Origin of the sequence: Streptomyces sp. NPDC050743 (assembly GCF_044456925.1) — a bacterium.
In the GTDB taxonomy this organism is placed as follows: Bacteria; Actinomycetota; Actinomycetes; order Streptomycetales; family Streptomycetaceae; genus Streptomyces.
The window spans coordinates 193423-214632 of record NZ_JBITGJ010000007.1; the positions used below are offsets into that span (position 1 = coordinate 193423).

Here is a 21210-nt window from a genome sequence, read left to right on the forward strand (position 1 = left end):
CCGGCCCCGGTCCGTGGGTGTGCTCGCCTGGTGGTCCCGATCGTCAGACTCTGCCGCCTGGTCCTGGCCTGTGGGCGCGCCCGTCTGATGGTCTTGATCGGTCGACTCTGCCGTGTCCGATGCCAGGCCCCGGTCCGTGGGTGCGCTCGTCGGGTGGTCTTGATCGTCGAGCTCTGCCGTGTGCAGTGCCCGGTCCTCGCCCGTGGGTGCGCTCGTCTCGTGGTCCTGATCGTTCGACTCTGCCGCGTCCGGTGCCCGGTAATGGTGGTAGGCGTGGTGCGGGGTGAAGCCCAGTGCCGCGTACAGCGCTCGGGCGCCCTCGTTGTTCGTCTCGACCTGAAGCCAGGCCGCCGACGCGCCCTCGTCCAGCGCCCGCCGGGCCAGCGCGGCCATCACCTCGGTGGCAAGCCCCTGCCGGCGCCGCCCGGGATCCACCTCGACCGCCGCGAACCCGGCCCACCGCCCGTCCACGACACACCGCCCGATCGCCGCCGGGGGCTCGCCCTCGGCACCCGGCACGGTCGCGAACCACACCGACGGACCCCCGCCGAGCACCCGCAGGGCCACCTCGCTCACCCCCTTGCGCTGGTACCGGGCGAGCCACGCCTCGTCCGCCCGCCGGGACAGCACCACGCCGGTGCCCTCCGCCCGGTCCGCGACCGGCGCCAGGGCACCGGTCCACACCTCGGCGGTCACCTCCCGCACCCAGCCGCGCCGCTCCAGCTCCGCGCACAGCAATTCCTGCGTGCCCTCGGCGCCGGTGGCCGTCTGGACGTAGGCGGGCAGGCCACGCTCGCCGTACCAGCGTCGTACGGCGGCGAGGGCGGCGTCGAGGGGCAGGCCGGGGTCGCCGAGTGGCAGCACGCTGTTGGCCCGCCGGGTGAACCCGCCGGACGCCCGCAACTCCCACTCGCCGAGCCGCTCGGTCTCCAGCGGCCGCCAGCCGCGCGAGCAGACCCGCGCGAGCTCCTCGTACGAGGCGGCGGGCCCCCGGCGGCGCGCTGGGGCGGCCGGCACCACCTTGCCCGCGACCAGCGCGGACTCGGCGATCCGGACGCTCCGCCCGTCCCGCCGTGTGATCATGAGCACGCCACTGTCCCATGATGTGAGAACACCGACCGTGTCGGTGAACTTCTCCTGCGCCGCGCCGGGTTCGCTCAACCGCCGTACAGAGACGCGTTTTCCCACGTCAGCAGGGGTGATGCGGACTTCCAGACGTCCTGCAGCCGAGATTTCCACTGGTCAGTTCACCCCTCCTGTTCGGATCATGCTCCGGAACGGAGATACTAGGGGCGGGCATCGACGACGCCGCGCTCCCGCGCGCCAGGCGGCGGAGCCTGAGGAGGCCCGCCAGCGCCCTATCGAGGAGGAACGACAGCGTGACCTACGTCATCGCGCAGCCTTGTGTCGACGTCAAGGACAAGGCGTGCATCGAGGAGTGCCCGGTCGACTGCATCTACGAGGGCCAGCGGTCCTTGTACATCCACCCGGACGAATGCGTCGACTGTGGTGCCTGTGAGCCGGTCTGCCCGGTCGAGGCGATCTTCTACGAGGACGACACTCCGGAGGAGTGGAAGGACTACTACAAGGCGAACGTCGAGTTCTTCGACGAACTCGGCTCTCCCGGCGGTGCCAGCAAGCTGGGGCTGATCGAGCGCGACCACCCCTTCATCGCCGCGCTGCCGCCGCAGGGCGAGTGACCGTCTAAGCGCCAAGCGGCCCGCACCGACCGCGCCGCCTCGGTCCCGTACGGCCCGATCGCCCAGATCGCGGCCGTACGGGACCGCGGCGTTTGCCGCACCGTACGAAAGAGAGCCTGATGCCCGTGTCCGCAGTCTCCGACCGGCTCCCCACCTTCCCCTGGGACAAGCTGGAGCCGTACAAGAAGACGGCCGCCGCGCACCCCGACGGGATCGTCGACCTCTCCGTGGGCACCCCGGTCGACCCGGTGCCCGAGCTGATCCAGAAGGCCCTGATCGACGCGGCCGACTCCCCGGGCTATCCGACCGTCTGGGGCACCCCGGCGCTGCGCGACGCGATCACCGGCTGGCTGGAGCGCCGCCTGGGCGCCCGCGGGGTCACCCACCGCCATGTGCTGCCGGTCGTGGGCTCCAAGGAACTGGTCGCCTGGCTGCCGACCCAGCTGGGCCTCGGCCCCGGCGACAAGGTGGCCTACCCGCGCCTCGCCTACCCCACCTACGAGGTCGGCGCCCGCCTCGCCCGCGCCGACTACGAGGTCTACGACGACCCCCGCGACCTGGACTCGGCGGGCCTGAGGCTCCTGTGGCTGAACTCCCCGTCGAACCCGACGGGCAAGGTGCTGTCGAAGCAGGAGCTGACGGACATCGTGGCCTGGGCCCGCGAGCACGGCGTGCTGCTGTTCTCCGACGAGTGCTACCTGGAGCTGGGCTGGGAGGCCGACCCGGTCTCCGTCCTGCACCCGGACGTCAACGGCGGCTCCTACGACGGCATCGTGGCCGTCCACTCGCTCTCCAAGCGCTCCAACCTCGCCGGTTACCGCGCGGCCTTCGTCGCCGGCGACCCGGCCGTCCTGGGCCCGCTGCTGGAGATCCGCAAGCACGGCGGCATGATGACCTCCGCACCGACTCAGGCGGCGGTCGTGGCGGCCCTCGGCGACGACGCCCACGTCCACGAGCAGCGTGAGCGCTACGCGGCCCGCCGCGACGCCCTCCGGGCGGCTCTGCTGGGCCACGGCTTCCGCATCGAACACAGCGAGGCCAGCCTCTACCTGTGGGCCACGAGGGACGAGTCCTGCTGGCGGACGGTCGCCCACCTGGCCGACCTGGGCATCCTCGTCGCCCCGGGCGACTTCTACGGCGAGGCGGGCGAGAAGTTCGTGCGAGTGGCCCTGACGGCGACGGACGAACGGGTCCGGGCAGCGGTGTCCCGCCTGACGGCGTAGAGCCCACCGGCCTGCGGTGGCCACAAAGGCGAACGGGGTCCAGGGAAACTCCCTGGACCCCGTCAGCGGTCAAAGCGGCGTTCAGCCACCCAGCGGCAGCCCCTGCACCGGCAGGTTGGGCACCCCGCCCTTCGTCACGTTGGACGTGGCACCCCCGAGGACCTTCCCCGCCGCCCCGGCGGTGTCACCAGCGGCCTTCTGCGCCACCGGCGTCGCCTTCTTCACGGCACCGCCCGTGGTCTTGCCCGCGGCCGGCACCGTCTGCCCGACCGCCTTGCCGCCCGCGTGGCCCGCGAGGGAGGCGACGTTCTGCGCGGCACCCTCGACGGTGTGGCCGGCGTGTGCCGTGTCCAGGGCGCTCAGGCCGCCCAGGTTCGGGGCCGCCGCCGGCAGGTTCGTGGCCGCACCGGCGGAGCCGGCCGCACCGACCCCGGCTGCCGCTCCCGCTGCGACGAGCAGCGCGGCACGGGCGATCCGGCGGGTCAGAGGGAGGGACATGATGCTCCATTCGACGGGAGAGAACGGTGTGTGTCCGGGTCCGTGTCGTGGCCCGGACGCCGTGACTACCGCTCGAAGCCCGCGAAGGTTGCGGACGCGCCAGGTAAAGAATGGATAACGCATCGCATTATCAGGTGTGGATAAAAATGGGCAAAGAACGTCTGCCCGAAATTCCGCAGAATCCTTACCGCCGTTGATTTCCAAGGGATTCCGGAGACGGTGCGCGTCCCCTGCGAACCGCCGCCCGAACCGGCGCGGCACAACCCACCGGAGTGATCTTCCGTACTACTGTCCGGTCACGATCCGGACGACGTCCATGGACGCCCCCGCGCGGCCGGTCCCGCCCGAAGCGGCCGTCCTCCACTGCCCGCCGTCGATCCCCGCGGCCCACTCCCGCCCCGCGTACGACACCCGCTCGATGTGCAGCGCCGAGGAGTTGGCCACGGCCCACTGCGCCAGCTGCCAGCCCCGCTGCCGCTCGCCGCGCCCGATCGCGTCCACCTTCGTGCCCTGCGGCACCGGCACGGTCACGGTCCGCCCCTGCGCGGTCGCGGTCACGCTCGGCGAGGGGGAGGGCGTGGGTACGGGCGTACCGCCCACCTCCGCACCGGTCTCCTGCAGCGCGTCCCGCCCGAAGTCCCGTACCAGCGCGGCCCGCACCGCGTCCGGACCCGTCGCCGAGGCCGCGGTCTCCGGGCGCCCGTCACAGGTCAGTGTGGCCGCCGCGCGCCCGGTCAGCGCCGCCGCCAGCAGCTTCGCGTCCGACTCGTGCTTGGCGTACGCCTCCGGGTAGCCGCTGCGCTGGACCTCCTGGGCCGCCCGGGTCAGCGGCAGATCGGTGTACTTGGGCACCTTGGCCAGGTGCGCGTAGAAGATGCCGGCCGCGTAGGCGGGGTCCATGATCTGCTGCTCGGTGCCCCAGCCCTGCGAGGGCCGCTGCTGGAACAGGCCCAGCGAGTCCCGGTCGCCGTGCTCGATGTTGCGCAGCCCCGACTCCTGCAGGGCGGTCGCCAGCGCGATCGTCACGGCCCGCTCGGGCATCCCGCGCCCGGTGCCGACGGCCGCGATCGTCGCCGCGTTCACCGCCTGCTCCGGCGTGAACTCGTACGACGTCCGGTCGCCGTCGGCCGAGACCACCTCGCAGCCGCGCGCTCCGCCGCCTCCGGTGACGTACTGCACCACGAGGTACGCGGCGACGCCGCACAGGACCAACAGGGCCGCACCGAAACGCAGGAGGCGGCCGCGACGCTTGGGACGGGTGGGGGACGGCTCTGACACGCGTACAAGGTACTGGAGGCCCGACGGGCCCTCACCTGGGGTTACCGGACAGCGCTTACCACCGGTCCCGGTGAGCGGCGCGCTAGGGTCGACGCCATGGCCGACACCTCGCTTGACCTCACGCTCGACGCCGCCGCGCTCACCGCGCAGCTCGTGGACTTCCCCTCCGAGAGCGGCACCGAGAAGCCGCTCGCGGACGTGATCGAGACCGCCCTGCGCGCCCTGCCGCACCTGACGGTCGACCGCTACGGCAACAACGTGGTCGCCCGCACGAACCTGGGCCGCGCCGAGCGCGTGATCCTGGCCGGCCACATCGACACGGTCCCGATCGCGGACAACGTGCCCTCACGCCTGGACGAGGACGGCGTGCTGTGGGGCTGCGGCACCTGCGACATGAAGTCGGGCGTCGCGGTGCAGCTGCGCATCGCGGCAACCGTCCCCGCCCCCAACCGCGATCTGACGTTCGTCTTCTACGACAACGAGGAGGTCGCCGCCGAGCTCAACGGCCTCAGGCACGTGGCCATGGCCCACCCCGAGTGGCTGGAGGGCGACTTCGCGGTCCTGCTGGAGCCCTCCGACGGCGAGGTCGAGGGCGGCTGCCAGGGCACCTTGCGCATGCTGCTGAAGACCACGGGCGAGCGGGCCCACTCGGCGCGCTCCTGGATGGGCTCCAACGCCATCCACGCCGCCGCCCCCATCCTGGCCCGCCTGGCGTCCTACGAGCCGCGCTACCCGGTCATCGACGGCCTGGAGTACCGCGAGGGCCTGAACGCGGTCGGCATCAGCGGCGGGGTCGCCGGAAACGTCATCCCCGACGAGTGCGTGGTGACGGTCAACTTCCGCTACGCCCCCGACCGCACGGAGGAAGAGGCGGTCGCGCACGTCCGCGAGGTGTTCGCGGACTGCGGAGTGGAGGAGTTCGTGGTCGACGACCACAGCGGCGGCGCGCTGCCCGGCCTCTCCCACCCGGCCGCCGCGGCCTTCATCGAGGCGGTGGGCGGCACCCCGCGCCCCAAGTACGGCTGGACGGACGTCTCCCGTTTCTCCGCGCTCGGCGTCCCGGCCGTCAACTACGGCCCCGGCAACCCGCACTTGGCCCACAAGCGCGACGAGCGGGTGGAGACGGCGAAGATCCTGGCGGGCGAGGAACGCCTGCGCGCCTGGCTCACCGCGTAGAACGCCGTAAGACGCCCGTACGGCGCACGCGTGCCGGACATACGCTTGTCCCCCCTCGGTAACCGGCGTGGATCTACGCTGAGGTGGAACCACCCCCGAGCGGAGGGAGCGCACATGCCTACCGGCAACCCCGAGGGGAAGAAGATCCCGCCGGACGAGCAGCGTCTGGGACCGGTCCTCCGCCGACGAGGACAGGTGACGGCGAGCACGACGGACCAGCGCCTGCTGGACGCCGGCGGCCCCTCGGACTGGGTCCACACCGACCCCTGGCGCGTGCTGCGCATCCAGTCGGAGTTCATCGAGGGCTTCGGCACGCTGGCCGAACTCCCGCCCGCCATCAGCGTGTTCGGCTCGGCGCGTACACCGGTGGACTCGCCCGAGTACGACGCCGGGGTGCGGCTCGGCCGGGGCCTGGTGGAGGCGGGCTGGGCCGTGATCACGGGCGGCGGCCCGGGCGCGATGGAGGCGGCCAACAGGGGTGCGTGCGAGGCGGGCGGCGTCTCGGTCGGCCTCGGCATCGAGCTGCCCTTCGAGCAGGGCCTGAATCCCTATGTCGACATCGGCCTGAACTTCCGCTACTTCTTCGTCCGCAAGATGATGTTCGTGAAGTACGCGCAGGGTTTCGTGGTCCTGCCCGGCGGCCTCGGCACCCTCGACGAACTCTTCGAGGCGCTGACCCTCGTCCAGACCCAGAAGGTCACCCGCTTCCCGATCGTCCTCTTCGGCAGCGAGTACTGGGGCGGCCTGGTCTCCTGGCTGAAGAACACCCTGGTCGCCCAGGGCAAGGCCGCGGAGAAGGACCTGCTGCTGTTCCACGTCACGGACGAGGTGGAGGAAGCGGTGGCACTGGTGTCGAAGGAGGCGGGCCGCTAGGGCACGGCCACCGGGGGCTCCGCCCCGGACCTTCCCGCGAGCGGGGCCGCGGGACGGGCCCCCTGGTCGGTCAGGCCAGGCCCCGGCGAGCCACCGCGGGGACCCGGTGTCCGGCGATGGACGCCACCATGTCCAGTACCTGCCGGGTCTCGGCGACCTCGTGGACCCGGTACACCTGGGCGCCGAGCCACGCGGACACCGCGGTCGTCGCCAATGTACCGATCAACCGCTCCTTCACCGGCCGGTCCAGCGCCTCTCCGACGAAGTCCTTGTTGGACAGCGACACCAGCACCGGCCACCCCGTGGCGACCATCTCGTCCAGCCGCCGCGTCGCCTCCAGACTGTGCCGCGTGTTCTTCCCGAAGTCGTGCCCGGGATCGATCAGCACCGACTCACGCGGCACCCCGAGCGACACCGCCCGCTCGGCCAGACCCACGGTGACGTCGAGGATGTCGGCCATCACGTCGTCGTACGTCACCCGGTGCGGACGCGTACGCGGCTGCACACCGCCCGCGTGCGTGCACACCAGCCCCACCCCGTACCGCGCCGCGACCTCCGCGAGCCCCGGGTCGACGCCACCCCACGCGTCGTTCAGCAGATCCGCCCCCGCCTCGCACACCGCCTCGCCGACCTCGGCCCGCCAGGTGTCCACGCTGATGATCACGTCCGGGAAACGCCGCCGTACCTCCGCCACGAAGCCGACCGTCCGCCGCGCCTCCTCCTCGGCCGTGACCTCCTCGCCCGGCCCGGCCTTCACCCCGCCGATGTCGACGATCGCGGCACCCTCGGCCACCGCCTGCTCCACGCGCGCGAGGGCCGGCTCGTCACGGAACGTCGCCCCTTGGTCGTAGAAGGAGTCCGGAGTCCGGTTCACGATCGCCATGATCACCGGCTCATGGGGCCCGAATTCCCGCCTGCCCAGCCTGAGCATCCGCTGTGACCTCTCCTAGTACGTTCCGCAGTACGGCCGCCTGCGACCCTAACTGTCAGACTCGCATGGCACGATCGGACCCAGACAGTTTCAGCGTCCGGCACACGGCCGGCACGGACCGTGGGGACCCCTGGCGATGGTGATGTTCTTGTTCCTGGTCGTCGCGCTGGCCGTCGTGGTCGCGGCGGTGACGCTCGGCGTGGTGGGCGGCGGCGGGAGCGGCCCGCTGCCCGAGGTGGCACCGGAGCGGCTGCAGGACCCGCTGCCCCCGGACCGCCCGGTGAGCCGCGCCGACGTGGACAGCCTGCGCTTCCCGGTCGCCCCGCGCGGCTACCGCATGGCGGACGTCGACGACGCCCTCGGCCGGCTCGGCGCCGAACTCGCCGAGCGGGACGCTCGGATCGCCGACCTGGAGTCGGCGCTGGCCGGCGCCAGAGCCGCGGCGGCACACGTCCGCATGGAGAAGCCCGATCACCCGGAGGACCGGCGATGAGCGACGGCGCCGCCCTGATCGGGCCCGACGGCGCCCTGCGCTGCCCCTGGGCACTGTCCACCGACGACTATGTGTCGTACCACGACGAGGAGTGGGGCCGCCCGGTGCACGGCGACGACGCCCTCTTCGAGCGGATCAGCCTGGAGGCCTTCCAGTCGGGCCTGTCCTGGATCACGATCCTGCGCCGCCGCGAGGGTTTCCGCGCGGCGTTCTCCGGCTTCCGCATCGAGAAGGTCGCCGCGTTCACCGACGAGGACCGCGAGCGCCTGCTGGTGGACGAGGGGATCATCCGCAACCGCGCCAAGATCGACGCCACGCTCGCCAACGCGCGCGTGCTCGCCGACTGGGCGGAAGGCGAGCTGGACGAGCTGATCTGGTCCCACGCCCCCGACCCGGTCGGCCGCCCGGCCCCGAGGACCCTCGCCGACGTACCGGCCGTGACCCCGGAGTCCACGGCCCTGTCGAAGACGCTGAAGAAACGGGGCCTCAGATTCGTCGGCCCGACGACGGCGTACGCGTTGATGCAGGCGTGCGGCCTGGTCGACGACCACCTGGAGGCGTGCGTGGCGAGAGGAGCGGGCGCCTGACCGCCATGGCCCGGACCCTGGCCGGCATCCTGGACGCGGCGGCGCGGGGCCGCTTCCCGGCACCCGACGGCGGTACGACCGTGGTGCCGCAGCCCAGCCGCCGCGACGCCGGAGTGATCGCGTTCACCGCGCACTCCGTGGTGTTCACCGACGAGGACCCGCGGTGGGTGCGCAGCACGCTCGCGTCCCTCGACTGCGACGAGCTGGCGGCGGCGATGAACCCCCGCTTCCTGACCGCGTTCCTGGCCCGCACGGGCCGTACGACGGACTGTGTCGATCTGCTCACCGTGGCGAGCTCCCTGCCTGGCGACCCCCCGGTGGACCTGCGTGAACTCACCGACCCGGACCATCCGCGCGTGCACAGCGCCCGCAAGCGCCGGGACGACGTGCGCGTCTGGGCGATGGACGGGGGAGTGCTCGTCCTCGGCCGGGGTGTGGCGGGCCGCTGGGAGACGGCCGTGGAGGTGGACGAGGACGTACGGCACCGGGGGCTGGGCCGGGCCCTGGCCACGGCCGCCCGGCACCTCGTGCCCCCGGGCCACTGGGTCTGGTCGCAACAGGCCGCCGGCAACGCCCGCAGCGTCCGCGCCTTCCAGGCGGCGGGCTACCGCCCGGTGGGCGCGGAGGCCCTCCTCATCGCCCGCTAGCCCCGCCCTGCCCCGACCGGCCTGCACATCGCGCGCCGGGGCCGCCGGGTCCGCTGCCGCCGTTCGTCGCCGTCCGGTGGGTGTGGAGGCCCGGCTCATCGCACGCCAGGCCGCCGCGTCCGACCGCTTGCCTGCGCGGAGGCCCGGTGCACCGCGCGCCGGGGCCGCCTGGTCCGCCAGTCGTCACCGGGCCCGCGGTCCCTGCCGCCGTTCGTCGCCGTCCGGTGGGTGTGGAGGCCCGGCTCATCGCACGCCCGGCCGCCGCGTCTGCCGCCTTGTCCGACCGTCTGGCCGGCGCGGAGGCCCTGTGCGCCGCGATGGCAGGCGTGCCTGGTCCGCCGTCCGCCGCCGGGTCCGCTGTCGCTGCCGCCGGTCTGCCGCTGTTCGTCGCCGTCCGGTGGGTGTGGAGGCCCGGCTCATCGCATGCCAGGCCGCCCCGTCCGACCGCTTGCCTGTGCGGAGGCCCTGTGCACCGCGCGCCGGGGCCGCCTGGTCCGCCAGTCGTCACCGGGTCCGCGGTCCCTGCCGCCGGTCGACGCTCGGGCCTGTCGGTAGCCGGCAGGCCCGGTTGCGAAGGCGACGCGGCGCCGCCGGGGCAGGCCGGTCACCGATCGCTATGGTGCTCCGGCCTCAGCGGCCCAGGTACTTCGGCTTCTCCTTGTTCACGAACGCCTGCACGGCGATTGCGTGGTCCTCGGACTGGCCGGCGCGGGTCTGCAGTTCGTCCTCCTTCTCCAAGGTCTCGGCGAGGGAGTGCGTGAGGCCGTAGGACACCGCCTCCTTGATGGCCGCGTACGCCACCGTCGGGCCCTCGGCCAGTGCCCGTGCCGTCTTCTCGGCCTCGGCGCGCAGCTCGGCCGCGGGGACGACCCGGTTGGCGATGCCCAGCTCCAGCGCGTCCTGGGCGCTGATGCTGCGCGGGAAGAGCAGCAGGTCGGCGGCGCGGCCCGGGCCGACCACCCGGGGCAGGGTCCAGGAGATCCCGGAGTCGGCGGTCAGGGCGACGCCCGCGAAGGAGGTGTTGAAGGCGGCCGTGTCGGCGACGACCCGGTAGTCCGCGGCGAGCGCGAAGCCGAAGCCGGCCCCGGCCGCCACGCCGTTCACCGCGGCGACCACCGGCTTGGGCGCCCCGGCGAGGGCCCGCACGATCGGGTTGTAGTGCTCCTTGACCGTGCTCATCGTCTGCCCGGACCCGGTCTCACGGTCCGCCGCGAGCAGCCCGATGTGCTCCTTGAGGTCCTGGCCGACGCAGAACGCCCGGTCCCCGGCCGCGGTCAGCAGGATCGCCCGTACGGCCGTGTCCCCGGCCGCGGATTCCGCCGCCTCCCGGAGGGCGACCTTGGTCGCGATGTTCAGCGCGTTCATCGCCTCGGGGCGGTTCAGCGTGATCGTCGCGAGTCCGTCGCTGACCTCGTAGAGCACGGTGTCGGCCATGGCGCATCCCCTCCGGTTAGCGGGTGACGTACCGCTCAGTACGTCCGTGTATGAAGCACAGCATGGCGGAGATCGCCGCCCAAGGGCCGGACCGGACATGTGACCTGCATCAAAGAAAACAACAGCGGAGCCGGCCGGCGGATGTCCGTGCGGCGGTGCAGTATCGCAGCCACATCGCCGAATTGGGTGGTTTTGCTCGCGCGCGTTGCCCAAGCGATGCCGACTGATGTTGGTCATCGGGTCCTGCGATGCGGGATAATGGCTGGGAAGCAATGTGTTCGATGCCGGTGTCGCGTGTCCGTTTCGGAGTCGCGGATGCCCTCCCAGGGCTCTCGGCAGACGATGAGCTGGTTTCAGGAAGGGGAACGAGCATGGCGGCCATGAAGCCGCGGACGGGTGATGGCCCGCTCGAGGTGACCAAGGAGGGGCGGGGCATCGTCATGCGCGTTCCGCTCGAAGGCGGCGGTCGACTCGTCGTCGAGCTGACCCCTGACGAGGCCGAGGCGCTCGGCGACGCCCTCAAGAAGGTCGTCGTCTGACGTCCCAGCGATCCTGTCCTTCGGACTGCCCCGGCATCGTACGCGGTGCCGGGGCAGTCGCGCTTTTGGACCCGCGCAGCGGGTCGTTCACCTCTTGACGGCACACAGCAGGCCGTCGCCCACCGGCAGCAGCGACGGGACCAGTTCCTGGCTCTCGCGCACCGCGCGCAGCAGCTCCCGCAACCGCAGCACCTCCGTGGGCTGCGGTCCGGAGTCCACCGTACGGCCGTTGGCGAAGACGCCCTCGAACACCACCAGCCCGCCCGGTCGCAGCAGGCGCAACGATTCAGCGAGGTAGTCCAGGTACTCCAGCCGGTCGCCGTCGCAGAAGACGAGGTCGTAGCCGGCGTCCGCGAGCCGGGGCAGCACGTCGAGCGCGCGGCCGGGGATGAAGCGGGCCCGGTTGCTGGCGAATCCGCAGGCGCGGAAGGCCTGCCGGGCGAACTGCTGGTGCTCCGGCTCCGGATCGACCGTGGTGAGCACCCCGTCCGGGCGCATGCCGTGCAGCAGATGGATTCCGGACACCCCGCAGCCCGTGCCGATCTCCGCGACCGCCTTCGCGTCCACGGAGGCGGCGAGCAGTCGCAGCGCGGCGCCGGCGCCGGGCGACACCGAGCGCAGCCCTGCCTCGCGGGCCCGGTCGCGGGCCCACCGCAGCGCGTCGTCCTCGGCGACAAAGGCGTCGGCGAACGCCCAGCTCGTCTGCCGGTTGCCGGTAATGACCCTCTCCTGTCCCCGTGGTTGCCTGGGCGTGACTGTATCCGTTGGCGCCGGGAACCCGCAGATGGGACCGGGCGTTTAAAGGGTTGAGACGGTGGCCGGGACGCGACGGGGGGTAAGACGGGGGTGCAGGACGTGGATCGGGACGCCGAGCAACTGCTGACGCAGCCGTATGAGCCGTATCAGCCCAGATCAAATTCTCGTAAAACCGCTTATGGGGAGCTAACGGGCGAGGTGGCTATGGTAGGGGCTCCACTGGACACCACCAGAGCTGACAGGGGAGGTGCGGCTGCGCCCGGAGACCGGGGTGGAGTGCTGCGGCGCTTCCTCGGGTCGGCGGGCAGGCCGAAATCCGTGACCGACACCGCTGCTGACCACCACGCCGGTTTCGCCGCAGGCGAGGCCCAGACCGCGACCTTCTCCACCGACGCGGACGGGCAGGCGTGGACTCCGCCCACGTGGGAGGAGATCGTCAGCACGCACAGCGGCCGGGTCTACCGGCTGGCCTACCGCCTGACGGGCAATCAGCACGACGCCGAGGACCTCACCCAGGAGGTCTTCGTCCGCGTCTTCCGCTCCCTGTCGACGTACTCGCCGGGCACCTTCGAGGGCTGGCTGCACCGCATCACCACCAACCTGTTCCTGGACATGGTCCGGCGCAAGCAGCGCATCCGCTTCGACGCCCTCGGCGAGGACGCGGCCGAGCGCCTGGCCAGCCGCGAGCCCAACCCGCAGCAGCTCTTCAACGACGCGCACTTCGACGCCGACGTCCAGCAGGCCCTGGACACCCTCGCGCCCGAGTTCCGCGCCGCCGTCGTCCTGTGCGACATCGAGGGACTGTCCTACGAGGAGATCGCCGCGACCCTCGGCGTGAAGCTCGGCACCGTCCGCTCCCGTATCCACCGTGGCCGCTCCCAGCTCCGCAAGGCCCTCGCGCACCGGTCCCCGGAGGCGCGCGCGGCCGAGCGGCGCTCCTTCGTGGCCCGTGTCCCCGCTCTGGGGGGAGGGGGCGCGACCGCGTGAGTGGAACCCGGCCCAAACCTGCGGAGGCACACCTCGCAGAGCAGCACCTTGGAGACCGGCTCTCCGCCCTGGTGGACGGAGAGCTCGGTCATGAGTCGCGTGAGCGGGTCCTCGCCCACCTGGCCACCTGCGCCCGGTGCAAGGCGGAGGCGGACGCCCAGCGCCGACTGAAGAACGTGTTCGCGGAGGCGGCGCCGCCGCCTCCCTCGGCGAGCCTCCTGGCCCGCCTCCAGGGCCTGCCCGCAGGAGGTGACCCGGACGGTGACGGCATGTCGCCGCCGGGGGGAGGACTCTTCGGCCGCGGCCCCGGTGACGACGAGACCACCGGGCCGGCGGGAGCCTCCGGCGTCTTCGGTGTCTTCGGAGTGAGGCGCGGCGAGCGCTTCACGTTCGGATACGTCCCCGCCCGCCCGCACGGCCCCGCGCATCCGGACGGCCCGCTCCCGTCCGCCGAGGAGCGCGGCTTCCGCATCCATCCCGTCGGCCGCCCGGACGACGGCCGCTTCGCCTCGCGCGGTCTGCGGTTCGCGTTCGCCGCCGCCGGCGCGGTGTCGCTGGCCGCGGTCGCCCTCGGCGGTGTGACCACCGCCATCCCCGGTGACACCACCGCGGACCCCCGCGGCGGCACCGGCACCGGCAGCAATGTGATCCCGGCGCGCTCGGCGGGCACCGGCGGGGGCGCCGGGTCGGCCACGCCCGACACGCAGCGGCGCCGCTCGGTGGGACCGCTGCTCGCCCAGGGCGGCACCCAGCTCGGACCGACGCCGGCCGTCCCGACCTCGATGGCCGCGCCGCTGGTACCCGGACTGCCGACCCCCGGCACCGGCAGGATCCAGGGCGACGGCGTCATGCGCGGCCTGACCGCGCCGGTGATGGCCGGTGCGGCCGCGGTCTCCCCACTGATACGTCCGCTCGACGACACCGTGGTCTATCCGCTCACCGCCTGGTCCGGGGTTCCCGCAGTGACCGGCTCCGGCCTGCCGTCCGCCCCCGTCCCCGCTCCCACACCGTCCCCCTCCACACCCCGCCAGACCCCCTGACCGGCCCCTGCGCCACGGCCGGCGAACCTGGTTGAATCTGTGCGGGCCGTTCCCGCGGCGATGACCCGGGGGCGTAGTCGACGTTCCGCGCCCGCACGCTTCGGCGGCGGCCGCGTCCAGCCGTGGGGAGAGCATGAACGAGGGGAACCGTGTCCCACCGGAGGACGACCCGGAGGGAACGGCGGGGGCGCCACCGACCACCCGAACCGATGCCGAGCAGATGCGGCTTGAGCCGACCGACTTCGAGTTGGCACGCCCGGAGACCGCGCGGATCCCCGAGGGGGAGCAGACGGGGGTGGCGGACGCCGGGGACTTCGAGCTGGCCAAGCCGGTGTCCGGGGTGACGGGCGGTGCCGGGGCGGACGGGGCTACCGCGGACGGCGTGTCGCCCGAGCCCGGGGACAACGCCTGGGCGGCTCCCACCGAGCGGCCCAAGCCGCTGCACGACCCGGACCCCTACAGCACCCCGCCGTACGGCGAGCCGGGCCCCTGGGCGCCCGCACCGCCCGTACAGCACCCGGCGGTCACCGCGTCCCACGGAACGCCCGTGCCCGCCTCTGCACCGGGGGTTCCCACGCCCGCACCCGGGCCGTCTGCACCGGTCGCCGTACCGGGCGCATCCACGCCAGGACCGCACAGCCCCGCAACCGGCGTACCCGTGCCCGGCACCACCACCGCCATCCCGGCTCCCGGTGCGCCCACGCCCGGCGTCCCAGACTCGGGCGCGCCCGGCCCTGGCATTCCGGCCGCTGGCGTTCCGGCCCCTACGGCCGCTGCTCCCGGCGTTCCCGCCCCCGGCGCCTCAGCCGCTGGTGTTCCCGCCCCCGGCGCCCCGGCCCCTGGCGCTCCGACCCCTGCGGCCGCCGCCCCCGGTGTTCCCGCTCCCGGCTCCCCGGCCGCTGGCGCTCCGACCCCTGCGTCCGCCGCTCCCGGTGTTCCCGCTCCCGGCGCTCCGGCCCTCGGTGTTCCCGCTCCCGGCGCTCCGGCCCCTGGCGTTCCCGCCCCCGGCTCCCCGGCCGCTGGCGTTCCCGCCTCTGGCGTCCCAGCCCCCGCAGCCCCCGCCCCCGGCGTTCCAGCCCCCGGCATTCCCGCCCCCACAACCCCCGCAGCCCCCGCCCCCGCCGTTCCAGCCCCCGGCGTCGCGGCCCCCGCAGGCCCCCCGGCACCGCCGGCCTCCTCGGCGGTGGCGGCGGGGCCGCGTTATGACCCCTGGGCCGCTGGGTCGCCCAAGGAGCAGGTGTCCGGGCAGGGGGCGTTGCAGCAGACCGGTGTCGGGGTGTTGACGGAGGGGCAGCGGAAGCGGCGGGGGAGGCGGCTGTTGGCCGGGTGGACCCTTGCGGTCGCCCTCGTCTCCGCGGCGATCGGCGGGGTGGCCGGTGCCTGGGTTGAGCAGGAGGGACTCGGGGACGACGTACGCCTGCCGCAGGCCGGGCACGTGCCCGTCGGGCGGGCGCCGGACAGCGTGGCCGGGATAGCCGCCCGCGCGCTGCCCAGTGTCGTCACCCTGCACGTCACCGGGACCGAGCAGAGCGACACCGGCACCGGCTTCGTGCTCGACACCAGGGGGCACATCCTCACCAACAACCACGTCGTCGCGCCCGCCGGATCAGGCGGTGAGATATCCGTGACGTTCAGCAGTGGCGACACCGTCAAGGCCAAGGTGGTCGGCCGCGACAGCGGCTACGACCTCGCCGTCGTCCAGGTCCACGGTGTGCACGGACTCACGCCACTGCCCCTCGGCAACTCCGACGACGTCCGGGTCGGTGACCCCGTCGTCGCCATCGGCGCCCCCTTCGACCTCGCGGGCACCGTCACCTCCGGCATCATCAGCGCCAAGGAGCGGCCCATCACGGCCGGCGGGGAGAAGGGCGACGGGAGCGACGTCTCGTACGTCGACGCGCTGCAGACCGACGCCCCCATCAATCCGGGCAACTCCGGCGGGCCGCTGCTCGACTCGCGGGCCCAGGTCATCGGCATCAACTCCGCCATCCGTTCCGCCGACGGCGGCTCCGACTCGGACAGCGAACAGGCCGGCTCCATCGGTCTCGGCTTCGCCATCCCCGTGAACCAGGCCAAACGCGTCGCCGAGGAACTGATCAACGACGGCCACGCGACCCACCCGGTGATCGGCGTCACGCTCGACATGGCGTACACCGGCGACGGCGCCCGTATCGACGGCAAGAGTGCGAACGGCGGCCCCGCCGTGACGCGGGGCGGCCCCGGTGAACGAGCCGGTCTCAAGGCGGGGGACGTCATCACCGAGGTCGACGGGCAGCGCGTGCACACGGCCGAGGAGCTGATCGTCAAGATCCGCGCCCACCGGCCCGGTGACCGGCTGCGGCTGACGGTCCGGCGCGCCGGCACGGACCGGGAGGTCCCGCTCCGACTGGGCGCGGCAGCGCAGAACTGACAGAAGTCTCACCTCGGGACGGTACCGGTCGGACAGGAACGCCGGGTACCGTTGAGCGACCGAGGACATCGCAAGGAGCGTCAGGTGTTCAATGACATAGGACCACTGGAGCTGGTGACGATCATCGTGCTCGCCGTGCTCGTCTTCGGTCCCGACAAGCTCCCGAAGGTCATCCAGGACGTCATGCGCACGATCCGGAAGATCCGCGAGTTCTCGGAGAGCGCCAAGCAGGACATCCGCGAGGAACTGGGTCCGGAGTTCAAGGACTTCGAGTTCGAGGACCTCAACCCGAAGACGTTCCTCCGTAAGCAGCTGGACAACGACGAGCTGGGCCTGAAGGAGATCCGCAACGGGTTCGACCTGAAGAAGGAGATGGCCGAGGTCACGGACGCCGTCCACGGTCGGGAGACCGAAGCGTCCTCCTCGTCGTCCGCGTCTTCCTCGGGTTCGGCCTCCTCCGGGCGTATCGACATGACGAAGAAGCCGGAGGAGCCCGGCAAGGACGAGCGGCCGCCCTTCGACGCGGACGCCACCTAGTCGCACACCCCGGCGCCGACACGCGCACGCGTGCGTATGTGGCGCACGTGACGCGTTTCATAGCCCGCACCCGTCGCACACGGCCTGAACAGGTCGTTCGCACGACCCACGCATCCAGCGCCTGCCCTGAGGCTCTCATCGGTGTGGATATGCTGCCGAGTTGTTGTGCGGACCGGCGAGTACGCCCGAAGGGGGGCGGGCCATCCCGGTCCGACGAGAGCGAGGAGGCGTCCGGGCAGATGGAGACGACGAGTCGGGTGGGCGCGCACGCGCCGGCCGCGGAGGATGGACAGCAGCTCCCCTTCGCCCGGCGTACGGTCGACGGTTATCTGCAGGCACCCTTCCCGTGGTACGGCCTGGACGAGGCGTTCACCGGGCCGCGCTGGCTGATGCAGGTGGGTACGGCGGCCGACGGTGCCGTCGAGCACGGTTCGATCGGGCACGGCGACGAGCCCACCGTACGGGGCGAGGCCGGCTCCGCCGGTGAGCTGCGGGAGAAGTTCGCGGTGGTCGTCACCGTCGCCGCCCAGCCGTCCCGCAGGAGCGCCGACGGTACCGGGCTGCTGGAGGCCACGTCGGTGTCCTCGGCGGCGTGGCTGGCCGGGGTGGGGCTGCTGTCGTTCACCTGGCCCGGGCAGATGGACCACAGTCTGCGGGACGACTGGCTGGAGCAGCAGACGGAGACGGCGTGGGCTCTGGCCGACGATCTCGAGGGGCCGGAGTGGAGTTGGCTCTCTCTTCCGGTGGACGGGGTCGCGGCCTCTTTCTATTACCGGGAGTCGGAGTTCGGGTGGGTGCTCGCCGGTACCACTGCGGCGGGGGTGCACTTGGGTGCGTACGGGCGGGGGATGAGTGCGTATGGGCTCGGGTTCGCCGTGGTGAAGGACGTTTCCGCTTACGCGTGACAAAGGGGCGCCGGTCGGTTTCGGCGCCCCTTCGCGGTAGTGCCCGGACTCGCCGGAAGACTCTCTAGAACTTGTTCTTCGGCGTGATTCCCAGCGACAGGCCCGAAAGACCCCGCTGACGTCCTCCCAGCTTCCCGGCGATCGCCCTGAGCGCGCTGCCCGCCGGGGAGTCCGGGTCGGTCAGGACCACCGGCTTGCCCTCGTCGCCGCCCTCGCGGAGGCGGACGTCGATCGGGATGTTGCCGAGGACCGGGACCGTCGTACCGGTGGTGCGGGTGAGGCCGTCGGCGACCAGCTGGCCGCCGCCCGTGCCGAAGACGTCGACCATCTCGCCGCAGTGCGGGCAGGGCAGGCCGGACATGTTCTCGACCACGCCGACGATCTTCTGGTGGGTCTGGACCGCGATGGAGCCGGCGCGCTCGGCGACCTCGGCCGCCGCCTGCTGAGGCGTGGTGACGACCAGGATCTCGGCGTTCGGGATCAGCTGGGCGACGGAGATCGCGATGTCGCCGGTGCCGGGCGGCAGGTCGAGGAGCAGGACGTCCAGGTCGCCCCAGTACACGTCCGCCAGGAACTGCTGAAGGGCCCTGTGCAGCATCGGGCCGCGCCAGACGACCGGGGCGTTGCCCGGGGTGAACATGCCGATGGAGATGACCTTCACGCCGTTCGCCGACGGCGGCATGATCATGTTCTCGACCTGGGTGGGACGGCCGTCCGCGCCCAGCATGCGCGGCACGCTGTGGCCGTAGATGTCGGCGTCGACGACGCCGACCTTGAGGCCGTCGGCGGCCATGGCGGCCGCCAGGTTCACCGTCACCGAGGACTTGCCGACGCCGCCCTTGCCGGAGGCGACCGCGTAGACGCGGGTGAGGTTGCCGGGCTTGGCGAAGGGGACCTCGCGCTCGGCCTGGCCGCCGCGCAGGGCCGTCGCCAGCTCCTTGCGCTGCTCGTCGCTCATCACGTCGAGCGTGACGTCGACGCGCGTGACGCCCTCGACCCGGGAGACCGCCTCCGTGACGCGCTGGGTGATCGTCTCGCGCATGGGGCAGCCGGAGACCGTCAGGTACACGGTGACCGTGACCGCGCCGTCCTCCCCGATCTCCACCGATTTGACCATCCCCAGTTCGGTGATGGGGCGGTTGATCTCGGGGTCGTTCACCGTCGCCAGTGCCTCGCGCACCGCGTCTTCCGTAGCCATAAGCACGATGGTACGGCGCGCCGAGGGGCGTCCGGGATGCCCCTCAGCGGTCGTCTGTGTCACGTCCCGGAGGCCGATCCGACCGTTCCGCCGGGAATACGACATGCCCGGCGTGCCCTTCGTGCCGTCGCCTGTCCTCCAACTCCTTGACCAGATCCTGCAGCTCCGAGCGGATCCAGTCGCGGGTCGCGACCTCGCCGAGGCCCAGGCGCAGCGCGGCGATCTCCCGGGTCAGGTACTCGGTGTCGGCGATCGACCGCTCGTTCTGCTTGCGGTCCTGCTCCAGGTTGACCCGGTCGCGGTCGTCCTGCCGGTTCTGCGCGAGGAGGATCAGCGGGGCCGCGTAGGAGGCCTGCAGGGACAGCGCCAGGGTCAGGAAGATGAAGGGGTATTCGTCGAAGCGCAGCTGGTGGGGCGCGGCGATGTTCCACAGCACCCACAGGATGATGACGGCCGTCATCCAGACGATGAAGCGTCCCGTGCCCAGGAAGCGGGCGATCCGCTCCGACAGCCGGCCGAAGGCCTCCGGGTCCCACTCGGGCAGCAACCGGCGGCGCGGCGGGCGCGGCTGGTCCAGCCGGGGCGCACGGGGCCGGGTGGCGGCCGTGGCGCCCGACGGGGTGCGCTCGCGGGTCGCGGTGTCACGCTCAGGAGCCATAGGTACCCACCCCCTCGTTCTCGTCGTTCAGGTGGAACTCGGTCTCCCGCCAGTCCTCGGGCAGCATGTGGTCCAGCACGTCGTCCACGGTGACCGCGCCGAGCAGCGACCCGGACTCGTCCACGACGGGCGCGGCGACCATGTCGTACGTGGCGAAGAAGCCGGCGACGACACGCAGCGCCGCATCCGGGTCGAGCGGCTGCAGGTCGGTGTCGACGATGGAGCTGACCAGGTTGTAGGGCGGCTCGCGCAGCAGCCGCTGGAAGTGGACCGTGCCCAGGTACTTGCCGGTCGGGGTCTCGTCCGGTGGGCGGCAGACGTAGACCTGGGCGGCGAGCGAGGGGGAGAGGTCGGGGTTGCGGACCCGGGCGAGCGCGTCGGCGACGGTGGCGTCCGGGCGCAGCACGATCGGCTCGGTGGTCATCAGACCGCCTGCCGTGTGCTCCTCGTACGACATCAGCCGGCGCACGTCGGCCGCGTCGCTCGGCTGCATCAGGCTCAGCAGCCGCTCCTTGTCCGCCTCGGGCAGTTCGCCGAGCAGGTCGGCCGCGTCGTCGGGGTCCATGGCCTCCAGGACGTCCGCCGCGCGCTCCTCCTTCAACTTGCCGAGGATCTCGATCTGGTCGTCCTCCGGGAGTTCTTCGAGTACGTCGGCCAGGCGGTCGTCGTCGAGCGCGGCGGCGACCTCGGCGCGCCGCTTGGGGGACAGGTGGTGCAGGACGTTGGCGAGGTCGGCGGGGCGCAGCTGCTCGAAGGTGGCGAGCAGGCTCTCGGCGCCCTGTCCGTGCTCCTCCAGGGAGAAGCCGGTGACGGCCGACCACTCGACGGTCAGCGTCTCGCCCTTGGCCCGCCGGAAGGCGCTCGCCTTCCTGCCCTTGCGGACGAAGACGCGGTCGACCTCCCAGTCCCGGCGGGCCGGCAGCTGCTGCACGGACAGGTCGAGGACGGTGACCTCCTCGCGGGTCTCCACCAGCGTCACCCGCCGGTCCAGCAGCTCGCCGAAGACCAGCCGCTCGGTGGGCCGCTGCTCGAAGCGCCGGACGTTCATCACGCCGGTGGTGATGACCTGCCCGGACTCGACACCGGTGATCCGGGTCATGGGCAGGAAGATACGGCGCCGGGTGGTCAGTTCGACGACCAGCCCGAGCAGCCGTGGGGGCCTGCGGCCCACGCGCAGCATCACGACCAGGTCGCGCACGCGGCCCACCTGGTCGCCGTTCGGGTCGAAGACGGGGACCCCGGCGAGGTGCGAGACGAAGATCCGGGGGGCGCCGGCTGCCATGGCTCTGCTTCCTCTGCTGACGTGGCCTGGGAATCGCCCTTTACTGGGCCGTTCCGCT

The 21210-nt window shown here is 72.5% G+C and carries 22 protein-coding genes and 1 pseudogene; 14 read left to right on the top strand and 9 right to left on the bottom strand.

The window, feature by feature from the left end:
- Positions 1-240: 240 nt before the first annotated feature.
- A pseudogene (locus ACIBJF_RS11130) lies at positions 241-1239 on the bottom strand (GNAT family N-acetyltransferase); the annotation flags it as partial.
- A 140-nt stretch (positions 1240-1379) separates the two neighbouring features.
- Between ACIBJF_RS11130 and fdxA the strand changes: the two are divergent.
- Entirely contained in the window at positions 1380-1700 is a 321-nt protein-coding gene (gene fdxA / locus ACIBJF_RS11135) for a ferredoxin (RefSeq protein ID WP_018561461.1), read from the top strand.
- 125 nt (positions 1701-1825) lie between these two features.
- Positions 1826-2923, top strand: coding sequence for a bifunctional succinyldiaminopimelate transaminase/glutamate-prephenate aminotransferase (locus ACIBJF_RS11140; protein WP_399173435.1), 1098 nt, complete (start codon positions 1826-1828; stop codon positions 2921-2923).
- 81 nt (positions 2924-3004) lie between these two features.
- Here the strand turns inward: ACIBJF_RS11140 and ACIBJF_RS11145 are convergent, their stop codons facing one another.
- Both ACIBJF_RS11145 and ACIBJF_RS11150 read right to left on the bottom strand, forming a co-directional pair.
- The gene (locus tag ACIBJF_RS11145; RefSeq protein WP_399173408.1) at positions 3005-3421 is read right to left on the bottom strand and encodes an ATP-binding protein; all 417 of its coding nucleotides are present in this window, start codon (positions 3419-3421) and stop codon (positions 3005-3007) included.
- A 285-nt stretch (positions 3422-3706) separates the two neighbouring features.
- The gene (locus tag ACIBJF_RS11150; RefSeq protein ID WP_399173409.1) at positions 3707-4699 is read right to left on the bottom strand and encodes a heavy metal transporter; all 993 of its coding nucleotides are present in this window, start codon (positions 4697-4699) and stop codon (positions 3707-3709) included.
- A 96-nt stretch (positions 4700-4795) separates the two neighbouring features.
- On the opposite strand from ACIBJF_RS11150, the gene dapE reads away from it, so the two are divergent.
- Both dapE and ACIBJF_RS11160 read left to right on the top strand, forming a co-directional pair.
- Positions 4796-5875 (top strand): succinyl-diaminopimelate desuccinylase, encoded by a 1080-nt coding sequence (gene dapE, locus ACIBJF_RS11155; protein ID WP_399173410.1) that lies wholly within the window; start codon positions 4796-4798, stop codon positions 5873-5875.
- Positions 5876-5989: 114 nt separating this feature from the next.
- Positions 5990-6748: a TIGR00730 family Rossman fold protein gene (locus ACIBJF_RS11160; RefSeq protein WP_351799286.1), complete on the top strand. Its 759-nt coding sequence runs from the start codon at positions 5990-5992 to the stop codon at positions 6746-6748.
- Positions 6749-6818: 70 nt separating this feature from the next.
- On the opposite strand, the gene folP is transcribed toward ACIBJF_RS11160, so the two are convergent.
- On the bottom strand, positions 6819-7679 hold the full coding sequence (gene folP, locus ACIBJF_RS11165; protein ID WP_399173412.1) for a dihydropteroate synthase: 861 nt from the start codon (positions 7677-7679) through the stop codon (positions 6819-6821).
- A gap of 136 nt (positions 7680-7815) precedes the next feature.
- On the opposite strand from folP, the gene ACIBJF_RS11170 reads away from it, so the two are divergent.
- Genes ACIBJF_RS11170 through ACIBJF_RS11180 form a run of 3 tightly spaced genes read left to right on the top strand, consistent with a single transcriptional unit; the run spans position 7816 to position 9406 of the window.
- Positions 7816-8172: a DivIVA domain-containing protein gene (locus ACIBJF_RS11170; RefSeq protein ID WP_399173413.1), complete on the top strand. Its 357-nt coding sequence runs from the start codon at positions 7816-7818 to the stop codon at positions 8170-8172.
- Positions 8169-8759 carry a DNA-3-methyladenine glycosylase I gene (locus ACIBJF_RS11175; protein WP_399173414.1) on the top strand — a complete coding sequence of 197 codons (591 nt, stop codon included), beginning with the start codon at positions 8169-8171 and terminating at the stop codon, positions 8757-8759. Before ACIBJF_RS11170 ends, ACIBJF_RS11175 begins: the two co-directional genes overlap by 4 nt.
- A gap of 5 nt (positions 8760-8764) precedes the next feature.
- The gene (locus ACIBJF_RS11180; protein WP_399173415.1) at positions 8765-9406 is read left to right on the top strand and encodes a GNAT family N-acetyltransferase; all 642 of its coding nucleotides are present in this window, start codon (positions 8765-8767) and stop codon (positions 9404-9406) included.
- Between the two features lie 630 nt (positions 9407-10036).
- On the opposite strand, the gene ACIBJF_RS11185 is transcribed toward ACIBJF_RS11180, so the two are convergent.
- A complete protein-coding gene (locus ACIBJF_RS11185; protein ID WP_399173416.1) occupies positions 10037-10840 on the bottom strand; it encodes an enoyl-CoA hydratase/isomerase family protein in 804 nt (267 codons plus the stop codon).
- Between the two features lie 62 nt (positions 10841-10902).
- On the opposite strand from ACIBJF_RS11185, the gene ACIBJF_RS11190 reads away from it, so the two are divergent.
- Complete coding sequence (locus ACIBJF_RS11190; protein ID WP_399173417.1) at positions 10903-11067, top strand: hypothetical protein; 165 nt, start codon at positions 10903-10905, stop codon at positions 11065-11067.
- Between the two features lie 144 nt (positions 11068-11211).
- The gene (locus tag ACIBJF_RS11195; protein WP_018544333.1) at positions 11212-11379 is read left to right on the top strand and encodes a DUF3117 domain-containing protein; all 168 of its coding nucleotides are present in this window, start codon (positions 11212-11214) and stop codon (positions 11377-11379) included.
- Positions 11380-11466: 87 nt separating this feature from the next.
- Here the strand turns inward: ACIBJF_RS11195 and ACIBJF_RS11200 are convergent, their stop codons facing one another.
- Positions 11467-12165, bottom strand: a complete 699-nt coding sequence (locus tag ACIBJF_RS11200) for an O-methyltransferase (RefSeq protein ID WP_399173437.1) — start codon at positions 12163-12165, stop codon at positions 11467-11469.
- 246 nt (positions 12166-12411) lie between these two features.
- Between ACIBJF_RS11200 and sigE the strand changes: the two genes are divergently transcribed.
- From sigE to ACIBJF_RS11225, 5 genes are all read left to right on the top strand, one after another.
- Positions 12412-13122: an RNA polymerase sigma factor SigE gene (sigE, locus tag ACIBJF_RS11205; RefSeq protein ID WP_351799302.1), complete on the top strand. Its 711-nt coding sequence runs from the start codon at positions 12412-12414 to the stop codon at positions 13120-13122.
- A complete protein-coding gene (locus tag ACIBJF_RS11210) occupies positions 13119-14162 on the top strand; it encodes a zf-HC2 domain-containing protein (RefSeq protein WP_399173418.1) in 1044 nt (347 codons plus the stop codon). Before sigE ends, ACIBJF_RS11210 begins: the two co-directional genes overlap by 4 nt.
- A 679-nt stretch (positions 14163-14841) precedes the next feature.
- On the top strand, positions 14842-16572 hold the full coding sequence (locus ACIBJF_RS11215; RefSeq protein ID WP_399173438.1) for a trypsin-like peptidase domain-containing protein: 1731 nt from the start codon (positions 14842-14844) through the stop codon (positions 16570-16572).
- 84 nt (positions 16573-16656) lie between these two features.
- Positions 16657-17109 (top strand): sec-independent translocase, encoded by a 453-nt coding sequence (locus ACIBJF_RS11220; protein ID WP_399173419.1) that lies wholly within the window; start codon positions 16657-16659, stop codon positions 17107-17109.
- A 239-nt stretch (positions 17110-17348) separates the two neighbouring features.
- Positions 17349-18014, top strand: coding sequence for a hypothetical protein (locus tag ACIBJF_RS11225; RefSeq protein WP_399173420.1), 666 nt, complete (start codon positions 17349-17351; stop codon positions 18012-18014).
- Positions 18015-18078: 64 nt separating this feature from the next.
- Here ACIBJF_RS11225 and ACIBJF_RS11230 read toward each other — a convergent pair whose 3' ends face one another.
- Genes ACIBJF_RS11230 through ACIBJF_RS11240 form a run of 3 tightly spaced genes read right to left on the bottom strand, consistent with a single transcriptional unit; the run spans position 18079 to position 21152 of the window.
- The gene (locus ACIBJF_RS11230; RefSeq protein ID WP_399173421.1) at positions 18079-19212 is read right to left on the bottom strand and encodes an Mrp/NBP35 family ATP-binding protein; all 1134 of its coding nucleotides are present in this window, start codon (positions 19210-19212) and stop codon (positions 18079-18081) included.
- 43 nt (positions 19213-19255) lie between these two features.
- Positions 19256-19870: a DUF1003 domain-containing protein gene (locus tag ACIBJF_RS11235; RefSeq protein WP_399173422.1), complete on the bottom strand. Its 615-nt coding sequence runs from the start codon at positions 19868-19870 to the stop codon at positions 19256-19258.
- The gene (locus ACIBJF_RS11240; RefSeq protein ID WP_399173423.1) at positions 19860-21152 is read right to left on the bottom strand and encodes a magnesium transporter MgtE N-terminal domain-containing protein; all 1293 of its coding nucleotides are present in this window, start codon (positions 21150-21152) and stop codon (positions 19860-19862) included. The genes ACIBJF_RS11235 and ACIBJF_RS11240 overlap by 11 nt, the downstream gene beginning before the upstream one ends.
- Positions 21153-21210 lie beyond the last annotated feature (58 nt).